At 70.0% G+C, this 12,847-nt stretch carries 10 protein-coding genes and 1 pseudogene; 3 read left to right on the top strand and 8 right to left on the bottom strand.

Translation table 11 applies throughout. From position 1 onward, the window contains the following. The 5 genes and pseudogenes from ACWDR4_RS48670 to ACWDR4_RS48650 form a co-directional block, all read right to left on the bottom strand. Positions 1-113, bottom strand: a pseudogene (locus ACWDR4_RS48670) (hypothetical protein); the annotation flags it as partial. Positions 114-117: 4 nt separating this feature from the next. Further along, positions 118-2,148 carry a SpoIIE family protein phosphatase gene (locus tag ACWDR4_RS48665; RefSeq protein ID WP_450418474.1) on the bottom strand — a complete coding sequence of 677 codons (2,031 nt, stop codon included), beginning with the start codon at positions 2,146-2,148 and terminating at the stop codon, positions 118-120. A gap of 574 nt (positions 2,149-2,722) precedes the next feature. Further along, entirely contained in the window at positions 2,723-3,415 is a 693-nt protein-coding gene (gene fomD, locus ACWDR4_RS48660; protein ID WP_450418472.1) for a cytidylyl-2-hydroxypropylphosphonate hydrolase, read from the bottom strand. 73 nt (positions 3,416-3,488) lie between these two features. Continuing rightward, on the bottom strand, positions 3,489-4,901 hold the full coding sequence (locus ACWDR4_RS48655) for a class II fumarate hydratase (protein ID WP_450418470.1): 1,413 nt from the start codon (positions 4,899-4,901) through the stop codon (positions 3,489-3,491). Positions 4,902-5,967: 1,066 nt separating this feature from the next. Beyond that, positions 5,968-7,635: a fumarate hydratase gene (locus ACWDR4_RS48650; protein ID WP_450418469.1), complete on the bottom strand. Its 1,668-nt coding sequence runs from the start codon at positions 7,633-7,635 to the stop codon at positions 5,968-5,970. A gap of 205 nt (positions 7,636-7,840) precedes the next feature. Here ACWDR4_RS48650 and ACWDR4_RS48645 point away from each other — a divergent pair, with 205 nt between their 5' ends. Together ACWDR4_RS48645 and ACWDR4_RS48640 are read left to right on the top strand one after the other, a co-directional pair. Beyond that, positions 7,841-8,566 (top strand): DUF1707 SHOCT-like domain-containing protein, encoded by a 726-nt coding sequence (locus ACWDR4_RS48645; protein ID WP_450418467.1) that lies wholly within the window; start codon positions 7,841-7,843, stop codon positions 8,564-8,566. A 285-nt stretch (positions 8,567-8,851) separates the two neighbouring features. Next, positions 8,852-9,223, top strand: a complete 372-nt coding sequence (locus ACWDR4_RS48640; RefSeq protein WP_450418466.1) for a WhiB family transcriptional regulator — start codon at positions 8,852-8,854, stop codon at positions 9,221-9,223. Between the two features lie 230 nt (positions 9,224-9,453). Here the strand turns inward: ACWDR4_RS48640 and glpX are convergent, their stop codons facing one another. Continuing rightward, positions 9,454-10,488 carry a class II fructose-bisphosphatase gene (gene glpX, locus ACWDR4_RS48635; RefSeq protein WP_369037902.1) on the bottom strand — a complete coding sequence of 345 codons (1,035 nt, stop codon included), beginning with the start codon at positions 10,486-10,488 and terminating at the stop codon, positions 9,454-9,456. 128 nt (positions 10,489-10,616) lie between these two features. On the opposite strand from glpX, the gene ACWDR4_RS48630 reads away from it, so the two are divergent. Then, the gene (locus ACWDR4_RS48630) at positions 10,617-11,147 is read left to right on the top strand and encodes a DUF4245 domain-containing protein (RefSeq protein ID WP_450418464.1); all 531 of its coding nucleotides are present in this window, start codon (positions 10,617-10,619) and stop codon (positions 11,145-11,147) included. Positions 11,148-11,189: 42 nt separating this feature from the next. Here the strand turns inward: ACWDR4_RS48630 and ACWDR4_RS48625 are convergent, their stop codons facing one another. Both ACWDR4_RS48625 and xseA read right to left on the bottom strand, forming a co-directional pair. Continuing rightward, positions 11,190-11,462 (bottom strand): exodeoxyribonuclease VII small subunit, encoded by a 273-nt coding sequence (locus ACWDR4_RS48625; RefSeq protein ID WP_450418463.1) that lies wholly within the window; start codon positions 11,460-11,462, stop codon positions 11,190-11,192. Between the two features lie 9 nt (positions 11,463-11,471). Then, positions 11,472-12,689 carry an exodeoxyribonuclease VII large subunit gene (gene xseA, locus ACWDR4_RS48620; RefSeq protein ID WP_450418461.1) on the bottom strand — a complete coding sequence of 406 codons (1,218 nt, stop codon included), beginning with the start codon at positions 12,687-12,689 and terminating at the stop codon, positions 11,472-11,474. Positions 12,690-12,847 lie beyond the last annotated feature (158 nt).

Raw genomic sequence — 12,847 nt, 5'->3', positions numbered from 1 at the left:
TCGGCGGCGAGGCCGGCCTTGATCTCGTCGTCCTCGATGATGCGGTGCTCGGCGGTGTCGACGAGGAACATCCTGCCGGGCTGCAGGCGGCCCTTTACACGCGTTACACGTGCCTACTCACGTCCGGTTCAGCTCGAACCAGACCACCTTCCCGGTGCTCAGCCGGGTCGCGCCCCAGCGCCGGGCCAGCCGGTTGACGAGATACAGGCCGCGCCCGCCCTCGTCCGTGAGCCGCGCCTGCCGCAGGCGCGGCAGCTGCGGCACGTCGTCGCCGACCTCGCAGCGCAGTACGTCGGTCCGCAGCAGCCGGAGGGTGATCGGCCGGGAGGCGTAGCGCACGGCGTTCGTCACGACCTCGCTGACGAGCAGCTCCACCGAGTCCGTCAGGTCCTCCAGGCCCCAGCGGGACAGCGCGCGCCGGGCGAGCCGGCGGGCCCGGCCGGGCGCCGCGTCCTCCGGGTCCAGGTACCAGTACGCGACGTCGCTAGGCGCGATGCCGTCGAAGCGGGCGGCGAGCAGCGCGATGTCGTCGTCCCGGTCGCCCGGGCCGAGCATGTCGAGGACCTCGTCGCAGAGCGCTTCGAGGGGCGGCGGATGGTCGGGGCCGGTCAGCTGGGCGGTCGCGGCGAGCTTCTCGCGGAGCTGCTCTATGCCGGTCCAGACGTCCCGCAGCCGGGACTCGACGAGCCCGTCGGTGTAGAGGAAGAGGGTGGCTCCGGCGGGCGCGTCCAGCTCCACGGCCTCGAAGTCGACACCGCCGACCCCGATGGGCGCGCCGGACGGCACCTTCAGCACCTCGGCCCGGCCGCCCAGGTGCAGCAGGACGGGCGGCGGATGGCCGGCGTTGGCGATGGTGATCCGGTGCGATACCGGGTCGTACACCGCGTACAGGCAGGTCGCCATACGGTCGGTGCCGAGGCGCTGGGCCTGTTCGTCGAGGTGGTGCAGGACCTCCTGCGGGGGCAGGTCGAGCCCGGCGAGGGTCTGCGCGGTGGTCCGGAGCTGGCCCATGATGGCCGCGCTGGTCATGGAGTGCCCCATGACGTCGCCGACGACGAGGGCGACCCGGCTGCCGGGCAGCGGGATCGCGTCGTACCAGTCGCCGCCGACACGGGCGGTCTCGGCGGCGGGCAGGTACCGGGACGCCAGCCGCACGCCCGTGGGGCGCGGCAGGGTCTCCGGGAGCATCGTGCGCTGCAACTCGTCGGCGATGTAGGCCTCACGGCCGTACAGCACCGCCTTGTCGATGCCGAGGGCGCTGTGCGTGGCGAGCTGGGCGGCGACGAGGAGGTCGTCCGTCTCGAACGGGATGCGCTCCGGGCGGCGCAGGAAGAGCGCGGCCCCGATGACCCGGCGCCGGCCGCGCAGCGGGGCGAGGATCGCGCGCTGGCCGTCCGGTACGTCCAGATCGCAGCCCTCGCCGAGCAGTTCGGGCAGGGCGGCGCGGGCGGCGGGCGCGTCCGCGAAGACGGGCCGGACGCCGCGCAGCACCTCGGCGAGCGCGCCGCCGGGACGCACCTCGCACAGTTCGGCGCTGACCGGGGACAGCTCGGCGGGCTGCTGGGGGACGGCGGAGGTGGCCAGGAAGCCGTTCTCGGTGTCCCGCTCCTGCGGCAGCCGGTCCGTACGGCGCAGCCGCAGCACCAGCGGTCCTGTGGGCCGCTCGTCGCCGACGGGCAGTGGGTCGCGCAGATAGACGAGGATCGTGTCGGAGAAGGTCGGCACGGTGGCCCGGCACAGCCCCATCACGATCTCGTCGAGGTCGATGCCCCGGGCGATCCGCCGGGTGGCCGCGCCGACGAACCGCAGCCGGTCGCCGTCCCGCCGCATCGGCAGGGGCGTACCGGCGGGGCTGCCCTGGCCGGAGCGCCGCTCCTTGCCCACGAGGGCGCCCGTGGTCGGGTCGATGTCGAGGGTCTCGGGAGGTGGGTCGGTGGCCGTGTGGTTCTCCGTGCCCGGGCGGGTCGTCTCGGCGCCCGGCTGGACCGGGATGCTGTCCGGCGCCGGACGCGGGCGGTGCGCGTCAGGGCCGGTGGAGGGCGGCTGGTCGGGCTGCGAGTGCTCGGGGCCGGGGGTGGCCGGCGGACCGGTGGGGTTGGGGCCGGTGGAGCCGGACGTACCGGTACCAGTACCCGAGCTGGATGCCATCGCGCCTGTTCCCGCCTCTGTTCCCGCGTCGTGCGCGGTCCTACCGGTTGTGCCGGCCGTACCGGCGCCGCCGACGGTCTCGGGGCTCTCGGAGCCTGTCACGGGGCCGACGGCGGCCTCCGGTCCACCGGGGCCCCCGCCCTGCCCTGTCGTCTGCTTCGGCAGAGGCAGAGCCGCCGCCTCCGGGGAACGCAGAAGCGCCCCGCGGGTGTCCGCGGGGATGTCCGGCCGGCCGGTGCCCGGCCGACTGCGCTCGTGCGAGGTGGGTTGCTCCGTCACGCGTGTCGAATCCATCCGTCCGGGGCTGCGCGCTGTACACGCAGTTGGTCCCGCCGACTTCCCGATACCCGGTATACGTGCCCCAGGAACGGAAAACCGGCGTGGTCAGAGGTTGTTCCTGTTACACCGGCGGGCCCTGGTCGGCCCGGACCGGTGTTGCCCTCGTACCCCTCGCTCACGTCCTGCCGCCCCTCGGTGACGTATGGTCAAGCCCAGCGCATGTTCCGGGAGTTACGGTTGTGCGCCCTTGCGGAGGACGATCCTACGGTTGCGCACCGGGGGCGCATCAAGGGTCTCATGACGACATGTGCGCGGGCGTACGGTCCCAGTCCTCCGGCAGTGACGGTACAGCCCAGGACGGATCCGGTCGCCAGTGCTGCCAGCCATCCGCGAACGGCGCCCCCCAGGCACGGATCACCTCGACCGCCGAACGGCCCGCTTCCCTTACCCGCTCGGCGAGTTGGGGGTCCATCAGGCCGGCCTGCTGGGCCTGCGCGAACTCGTCCTCGTCACGCCACTCCCAAGTCCGGTCGGGATTCACGGTGATGTCGAGGAAGTGATCCTCGGAATCGACCCCGCCGGCCCAACGGACCAGCGGTTCCTCCAGGTTCACGTACCAGTTCTTGAACTGCCAGCCCGGCTCCCAGAAGAGCCACACCGACCACGGCTCACCGGGCCGCGCGAGCTTCAGCACACCGGTGCCGAACCAGCGGTCGCGCTGCACGGTCCGGGGCTTGGTGTACCGCGACTCCAGCGGCTCCACATGCACGGGGGTCCCGTCGGCGAGCACGGGCTTGACGCACTCGGTACCCGGGGCCATCCACACGGCCAGCACTTCGGAATCATCCCGTACGACGGTGACGGGACGCGCGATGTGGAAGCGGTCGCCGGAGTTCTCACGGTACCGCCACAGAATCTGACTGCCGGGGGACCAGTACGCCGCCGATCCGCCCGCTTCCACTCGTCTCACCGCTCCGTCGTCTGTCATGAAGAGATATTAGGTGCCCCGGGCATACGACGCTGCGGCGCGCGTCACGGTTCTCGCCAGTGGCCGAATGACGTTACGGGCGCGTCATCCGCAGGACATCAAGCGCCGTGTCGAGCTGCTCGACGCTGAGATCACCACGCTCCACATACCCCGATTCCAGGACGACTTGGCGAATCGTCTTCTGCTCGGCGAGCGCCTTCTTGGCCACCTTGGCCGCTTCCTCGTACCCGATGTACTTGTTGAGCGGCGTGACCACGGAGGGCGAGGACTCGGCGTACTCCCGGGCCCGCTCCCGATGGGCGACGATCCCGTCGACGGTGCGATCGGCGAGCAGCCGCGAGGCGTTGGCGAGCAGCCGAACGGACTCCAGCACATTCTTCCCAATGACCGGCAGCATGACATTCAGCTCGAAGTTCCCGGCGGCACCGGCGGTGGTGACGGTGACGTCGTTGCCGATGACCTGCGCGGCGACCATGAGCACGGCCTCGGGGATCACGGGATTGACCTTGCCGGGCATGATGGACGACCCAGGCTGAAGATCGGGGAGGGAGATCTCGGCGAGCCCGGTGCGCGGCCCGGAGGCCATCCACCGAAGATCGTTGGCGATCTTCGTCAGCCCGACGGCAATGGTCTTGAGCTGCCCGGAGGTCTCGACGATCCCGTCCCGCGCCCCCTGGGCCTCGAAGTGATCGCGGGCCTCGGTGAGAGGCAGTGAGGTGGCGCGGGCCACCTCCTCGATGACGGCGGCGGAGAACCCGGGAGGCGTGTTGATCCCGGTGCCGACGGCGGTGCCGCCGAGGGGCAGCTCGGCGAGCCGGGGCAGGGAGGCCCGCAGCCGCTCGACGCCGTACCGCACCTGAGCGGCGTACCCCCCGAACTCCTGTCCGAGCGTCACGGGCGTGGCGTCCATGAGATGTGTACGCCCCGACTTCACGACGTCGGCGAACTCCTCGGACTTGCGGCTGAGGGAGTCGGCGAGGTGGTCGAGGGCGGGGATCAGATCGCGGGTGACGGCGGCGGTGGCGGCGATGTGGATGGAGGACGGAAACACGTCGTTGGAGGACTGCGACGCGTTGACATGATCATTGGGGTGTACGTCTTTACCGAGCCGCTCACTCGCAAGGGTGGCGATGACCTCGTTGGCGTTCATGTTGGACGAGGTGCCAGACCCGGTCTGGAACACGTCGACGGGAAAGTGCGCGTCCCAGTCCCCGGCGGCGACCTCCTCGGCGGCCTCCTGGATCGCCCCGGCGATGTCCTTGTCGACCACACCGAGCTCGGCGTTGACCTTCGCGGCGGCGCCCTTGATCCGGGCGAGCGCCTCGATGTGGGCCCGCTCGATGCGCTGCCCGGAGACGGGGAAGTTCTCGACGGCACGCTGGGTCTGGGCCCGCCACTTGGCGTGGGCGGGGACGCGGACCTCGCCCATGGAGTCGTGCTCGGTGCGGTACCGCTGGTTGTCGGCGCCGTGGTCTGTCGTTGTCATCGTCGTACCTCCGGGAGGGACAGCGTGGGGCTGGGGGGACGTATTCCCCGAGGGGGATCACTTGGCCCGCGGCTTCTTGGGCCCTGGGGCCCCGATTCCACCAGGCGTTCCTTCACACTCACCTGCCCTTGCGGCTCCTCGAACCCAGGTCGGTGTACGCCAGGCGCTTCTTCCCACCCACCCGCCCCCGCCGCTGCTTCAGCCCAGGCCTGGGCACGTCCATCCTGCCCGGAGTTCGAGGGGCGAGGCGGATGCAGCCCAGGCCGTGTTTCCCACCCACCCACCCGTTTGCCGCATGTGTCCAGTGCGGGGTCAGGTATCTCAGCCCGTCCGGCGTTCGAGAACGGGGCCCTTCCACCCTGGGCCTCTTCCCGCCCCGCCGTTACTCCAGCACAGGCCCTGGGCCCCGTGGACTCCAGCCCGTCCGGCGTCTGAGGACGAGGCCGTTCAGGCCGATGCAGGTTCAGAGGTGCGGCCCAGGGTGGGGTTCAGGGGCGCCAGCCCCGGCAGGATTGGAGGGGTGCGGCTCCGGGTGGCCCAGGCGCGTGGCCCGGGTTGGGTTCGGGGACTCAGGCCCTGGGGGCGTCAGAGGTGCAGCCCTGGCAGGGTTCAGGGACGCAGGCCCCGGGGGAGTCCGGTACGCGGCCCCGGCAGGGCTCAGGAGCGCAGCCCCGGCAGGGCTCAGGAGCGCAGCCCCGGCAGGGCTCAGGAGCGCAGCCCCGGCAGGGCTCCTGAGCGCAGCCCCGGGTGGGAATCAATGGCGAGGCCCAGGCGAGGTTCAGGGGCGTAGTCCAGGGCGGGAGTCAGGGGGACGGCCAAGCCGGATTCCGGGGTGCAGCCCCGAATGGGGTGCAGCCCCGAGCGGGGTGCAGGGGACGCAGTCCCCGCCGGGGGTTCAGGGGGCTGCGCCCCCTGGCGGGGTCGAAGGGGCGGAGCCCCTGGGGATGGGACGGGTAGGGGCGGCGGGGGCGAAACAGCCCTACGCGCACCCCCGCCGCGCCCGAACCACTACACCGCGCCCGAACCACTACACCAGCCGCAGCCCCCGCACCGCGCCCCGAACCCACTACACCAACCCCGGCCCCCGCACCGGAATCGAAGTGAACGTAGGCGCCGGCGCCGGGTCCTTGAAGAAGTCGTTGCCCTTGTCGTCGACCACGATGAACGCCGGGAAGTCCTCGACCTCGATCTTCCACACCGCCTCCATGCCGAGCTCCTCGTACTCGACGACCTCGACCTTCTTGATGCAGTCCTGGGCGAGACGAGCGGCCGGCCCCCCGATCGAGCCGAGGTAGAAGCCACCGTGGGCGTCACACGCGTTGGTGACCTGCGCCGACCGGTTCCCCTTCGCCAGCATCACCTTGGACCCGCCCGCCGCCTGGAACTGCTCCACGTACGAGTCCATACGCCCGGCGGTGGTCGGCCCGAACGACCCGGACGCGTACCCCTCGGGCGTCTTCGCGGGCCCCGCGTAGTACACCGGGTGGTCCTTCAGGTACTGCGGCATCTCCTCACCCGCGTCCAGCCGCTCCTTGATCTTGGCGTGCGCGATGTCACGGGCGACGACCAGCGGCCCCGACAGCGACAGCCGCGTCTTCACCGGGTACTTGGTCAGCTCGGCGAGGATGTCGTCCATGGGCTGGTTGAGGTCGATGCGGACGACGTGGGCGGACTCGTCGAGGTGCTCGTCCGTCGTCTCCGGCAGGAACCGTGCCGGGTCCGTCTCCAACTGCTCCAGGAACACGCCCTCGGGTGTGATCTTCGCCAGCGCCTGACGGTCGGCCGAGCAGGAGACCGCGATCGCGACGGGGCACGAGGCGCCGTGCCGGGGCAGCCGCACCACCCGTACGTCATGGCAGAAGTACTTGCCGCCGAACTGCGCGCCGATACCGATCCTCTGCGTCAGCTCGAAGACCTTCTCCTCCAGCTCCTTGTCCCGGAAGCCGTGCCCGAGCGGCGACCCCTCGGCCGGGATCTCGTCGAGGTAGTGCGCGGAGGCGTACTTGGCGGTCTTGAGCGCGTACTCGGCGCTCGTGCCCCCGACAACGATCGCCAGGTGGTACGGCGGACAGGCCGCCGTACCCAGCGATCGGATCTTCTCCTCCAGGAACTTCATCATCGAGCCCTCGTTGAGGACCGCCTTCGTCTCCTGGTAGAGGAACGACTTGTTGGCCGAGCCGCCGCCCTTGGCCATGAACAGGAACTTGTACGCGCCCCCGTCGGTGGCGTACAGCTCGATCTGGGCGGGCAGGTTGGACCCGGTGTTCTTCTCCTCCCACATGGTGAGCGGAGCCATCTGCGAGTAGCGCAGATTGAGGTTCAGGTAGGCGTCGTAGATGCCACGGCTGAGCGCCGACTCGTCGCCGCCCTCGGTGAGGACGTTCTGCCCGCGTTTGCCCATGACGATCGCCGTACCGGTGTCCTGGCACATCGGCAGGACACCCGCCGCCGCGATGTTCGCGTTCTTCAGCAGGTCCAGCGCGACGAACTTGTCGTTGTTCGACGCCTCGGGGTCGTCGATGATGCGGCGCAGCTGAGCCAGGTGCGCGGGGCGCAGATAGTGCTGGATGTCGTGGATGGCCTCGGTGGCGAGCTTGCGCAGTGCCTCCGGCTCGACCTTGAGGAACGTGCGCCCGTCGGCCTCGAAGGTGGAGACACCCTCGGAGGTCACCAGCCGGTACGGGGTGGTGTCCTCTCCCATGGGGAGCAGATCGGTGTACGCGAACTCAGGCATCTCGCCCATTCCTCACTCGACGAAGACAGCGGCCTGCCTTCATTGGCGGGCGCCCACCAGCGTATGACTTGCCGGGAACGGCGAGCTTGTTAGGTAAGACTCAGTTGAGAGGGGCCCGGCTCGGACGAGGCGGCCCGCACAGTTCGTACGTCCCGCCCGTCCACACCCCTAGTCGCGATCTATCGCGTTTGGGTACGCTGCTTTCGTGGACCTTCAGAAGCACACCGAACCGCGAGTCACCGAAGCGCGCGCCCCCGAAGCCGGGGCCTCGGAACTCCGCGCCTCGGACGCCGACCGTGACCGCGTCGCGGACCTCCTGCGCGAGGCCCTGGCCGAGGGCCGCCTCACACCCGACGAGCACGCCGAGCGCGTCGAGGGCGTGCTGAGCGCCAAGACGGTCGGCGAACTGGAGGTCTTCGTGCGGGACCTGCCCGCCGGCCACCAGTCCTACCGCCCCCACGCGACTCGCGGGTACACCCCCGCGCCCAACCGCCCCACCCCGGGCGCGATCCCGATGGACCCCGACGAGAACGTGGTGGCGGTCTTCAGCAGCGCCGTCCGCAAGGGCCGCTGGCGCGCGGGCCGCCGTATGCACGCGTACGCGGTCTTCGGCAGTGTCGAGATCGACCTCAGCGAGGCGATATTCGAGTACCAGCAGGTCGTGATCAAGGTGATCTCGGTCTTCGGCAACGTCGAGATCCGCGTCCCGGAGAACGTCTCGTTGCGCGGCAGCGGCGGCGGTGTGCTGGGCAACTTCGAGGTGAGCACACTGGATTCGGGCGAACCCGACGCACCCGTGGTCTATGTGGACGGACTGGCCATACTCGGAAATGTCGAGGCGAAGCCCAAGCGGGGCAAGATGATCGAGGACATCCTCGACCGCGTCTCCCGCAAGGTCGACCGGAATTTGCGCAAGCACCTGGATCGTTGACGGTTGTGAATTCGGTCGCACCCGAAGAGATTCGGTCAGGTCGCGACGCCTCGACAATGCCCTGGAACCTCAGCGGTTGGGAACTCAGTGCATAGGCGCGCGCACAGCGGGTAGGGCTTGCTGCATCGTCTCTTGGAGGGTGCCGTGGGCTTCACGCGGAACCCGGTACGCCCGGCACGCGCGCGCCTTGCGATCGCACGCCCCGGACGCTCCGGACCCGTCGCCCCGGTCCACGTGGGCCCCACGGCTCCCTCCAGCTCGCGAAGCCGTCGTCAGGAGTAGACCGTGCTGCAACCGCCGCATTCGTCCTTGCAGGTCGCTGCCGTTCCGCCCCAGCGGATGCCAGTGCGAGAGAGGGACCAGGACGCCCCGTGGCACACCGAGGCGGTGTGCCGGCGCGACGAGGCGGGTCTCTTCTTCGCCCCCTCCAAGGAACCGACCGCGGCCAGGCTCTCCCGGGAGGAGGCGGCCAAGCGGGTCTGCGGAGGCTGTCCCGTCATGGTCGAGTGCCGCGAACACGCCCTGCTGCAACCCGAGCCGTACGGAGTCTGGGGCGGCCTCACCGCCGCGGAACGCCGAGTGGTCCTGGCCAGGCGCCGCCGCCGCGAAATGGAACTCAAGAAGACCGCCCGCGGCACGATAGCCGCGGCCGGCTGACCAGAGCTGGGCATAGGAAAGGGGCGCCTCTCCGCACAGAGGGCGCCCCTTCTCCCGCATGATCCTTTTCCGGTACGAGGATCAGGCGCGAGCGCGTCGACAGGCGCTAGCCGGGCTGCTTTTAGGGGCGCGGGGCTGTATCTGATTTGCGGCTACCGCCGCGCGGGCGCGACCAGCCCCCACGGCCCGCAGCGACCCACGACCCAAAGTTCCTCAACCAACCGACGGAACTACTTGGCCCGGTCGAAGTCAATCGCGCTGTAAGCCCTCAGCTTGCTGAGCCTGTGCTCGGACGAAATCTGCCGAACCGTCCCCGACTTCGACCGCATCACGATCGACTCCGTCGTAGCCGTCTCCGACCGATAACGAACCCCGCGCAGCAACTCCCCGTCGGTGATCCCGGTCGCGACGAAGAAGACGTTCTCCCCGGACACCAGGTCGTCGGTCAGCAGAACCCGATCGAGATCGTGCCCCGCGTCCACCGCCCGCTGCCGCTCATCCTCGTCCTTGGGCCACAACTTGCCCTGGATGGTGCCCCCGAGGCACTTCACGGCACAGGCCGAGATGATGCCCTCGGGCGTGCCACCGATACCGAGCAGCAGATCGACGCCCGTGCCCTCACGCAGCGCGAGGATCGACCCGGCGACATCACCGTCGGAGATCAGCTTCATCCGCGCGCCGGTCTCCCGGATCTCCTTGATGATGCCCTCGTGGCGCGGCCGGTCGAGGATGACGACCGTGACGTCCTCCGGCGTGACCCGCTTGGCCTTGGCGACCCGGCGGATGTTCACGGAGACGGGCGCGTTGATGTCGACGAAGTCGGCGGCGTCCGGGCCGGTGACCAGCTTGTCCATGTAGAAGACGGCGGACGGGTCGAACATCGAGCCGCGGTCGGCCGCCGCGAGGACCGCGATGGCGTTCGTCATGCCCTTGGCGGTGAGGGTCGTACCGTCGATCGGGTCGACGGCGATGTCGCACTCGGGCCCGGTTCCGTCGCCGACGCGCTCCCCGTTGAAGAGCATGGGCGCCTCGTCCTTCTCGCCCTCACCGATGACGACGACGCCGTTCATCGAGACGGTCGAGACGAGGGTCCGCATGGCGCGCACGGCGGCACCATCGGCGCCGTTCTTGTCACCGCGGCCGACCCAGCGGCCCGCGGCCATCGCGGCGGCCTCGGTCACCCGGACGAGTTCCAGGGCCAGGTTGCGGTCAGGAGCTTCGGAGGGGACTTCGAGTTCGGACGGCAGATGATGATGCTCGGTCATCGAGACGCACCTTTCTGATACGACGACGGCCGGATGAGGGTGTTGGCCCCGACTCTATCGTTAGGCAGACAAAATGAGCAGGGGGCCCCACGGATGAGCGGGCAGGTGCACCTGCGACGATAGGCGGCGTGGCAGGTTCGAACGGCAAGGCCGGTAAGCAGAAGACGGTCCGGGACATGATTCTTTCCCTGGGCCTCATCAGTCTCGCGGCGGGAGTGATCTACCTCTTCATCCCGCACGACGACTCCGCTCCCGACCTCAAACGGGTCGACTACCGCGTCGAGTTGCTGACCGCTCGCCGCGCCGCGAGCTACCCGGTGGCCGCGCCCCAGGGCCTGTCGGCCGACTGGAAGGCGACCTCGGTGCGCTTCTCGGGCGAGAACTTCGACGCGTGGCACCTCGGCTTCCATGACTCCGAAGGTGAATACGTGGCGGTGGAGCAGTCCGCTCAGAAGCCGTCCGTCTTCATCGACGAGAAGACCCAGAGCGCACAGGAGACGAAGGTCACCCAGCGCATAGGGGACGTGACCTGGACGCGGTACGAGGGCGACAAGTACGACGCGCTGGTGCTGCGCGAGAAGGGCTCCACGACGGTGGTGACGGGCACGGCGCCGTTCGACCGCCTGACGAAGATGGCCCAGGCCCTGAAGACGACGTAGGCGCACGTACGCAGGCGAGACGGGGCGGGCGCGCCGGAGGGGTCACTCGCCCCCGGAGCCGGACCGGCCTTCCTGGCCCTCACCGTCGGACTCTTCCTCCGCGTCGGCCCCTTCATCGGCCAAGGCCGCGTCGAGCCGCTTGCGCGCGCCCTCCAGCCACTGCCGGCACACCTTGGCCAGCTCCTCGCCGCGCTCCCAGAGGGCGAGGGACTCCTCCAGCGTCGTACCGCCCGTCTCCAGTCGCCGTACGACGTCGATCAGCTCGTCCCGCGCCTGCTCGTAGCCGAGCGCCTCACTCACGTTGCTGCTGGTCATGCGCCCACCCTAAACATCGACAACATCGGCTCGGACAGTGAACTCACCCTCGGCGACCCGAGCCCGCAGCACCTCACCGGCCGCGACGTCACCCGGGTCCCGGACCACGTGCCCGTCGGCCTGCTGCAGCACCGCGTACCCGCGCCGCAGGGTCGCGGCGGGGGAGAGGCCCACCACGCGCGCGTGGGTGTGGGACAGCTCGGAGTCGGCGCGGTCGAGGAGATGGCGGAGAGTACGCCGCGAACGTTCGACGAGGGAGGAGACCTGATCGGCCCGCTCGTCGATCATCCGGTGCGGATCCTCTATGACGGGCCGCGCGAGGGCGTGCGCGAGCCCGCGTTCCTCCCGGTCGACGAAGGCGTGCACGGACCGCCGGGCCCGGTCGAGCAGCAGCCGCACCCGCTCGTACTCCTCGCCCACATCCGGTACGACCTTCTTGGCGGCGTCGGTAGGGGTGGAGGCCCGTAGGTCCGCGACATAGTCGAGCAGCGGATGGTCGGGCTCGTGGCCGATGGCGGAGACGACGGGCGTACGACAGGCGGCGACCGCCCGGACGAGCTGCTCGTCGGAGAAGGGCAGCAGATCCTCGACGCTCCCCCCGCCCCGCGCGACAACAATCACATCGACCTCGTCAAGGTCGTCCAGCTCCTTCACGGCCTGGACGACCTGCGGTACGGCGTGCACGCCCTGTACGGGGACGTTGCGCACCTCGAACCGGACGGCGGGCCAGCGGCGCCGGGCGTTCTCCAGGACATCCCGCTCGGCGGCGGAGGCCCGCCCGCACACGAGCCCTATGAGCTGGGGCAGAAAGGGCAGCGCCTTCTTCCGCTCGGCGGCGAACAGCCCCTCGTTGCCCAGGGCCTTCTTCAACTGCTCCAGCCGGGCGAGCAGTTCCCCGACCCCCACGGGCCGTATCTCGGTGGCCCGCAGCGACAGCTGCCCCCGAGGCGCGTACCACTCGGGCTTGGCGAGCACGATGACGCGGGCGCCTTCACTGACCACATCGGCGACGGAGTCGAAGACCTGCCGATAGCAGGTGACGGCGACGGAGATGTCGTACGAGGGATCACGCAACGTCAGAAACACGACACCGGCGCCGGGCCGGCGCGACAGCTGGGTGATCTGCCCCTCGACCCACACGGCCCCGAGCCGGTCGATCCACCCCCCGATGAGCCGCGACACCTCCCCGACAGGCAGCGGAGCGTCAGCGGACGTATTGAGTCCCATACGCCGAGACTATCGGCGCCCACTGACATCTCTCGCCCCCGCCGCCCCTACCCGTCCCATCCCTGGGGGCTGCGCCCCCAGACCCCCCTTGTCGCGCTAGAACGCGCTCGTCCTCAAACGCCGGACGGGCTGGAATGCCCGGGCCGGTGCTGAAGTGC

This window comes from Streptomyces sp. NPDC000878 (assembly GCF_053599695.1).
Note: the sequence above shows the minus strand (reverse complement) of the source record. Positions and strands in the feature narration are given on the sequence as shown.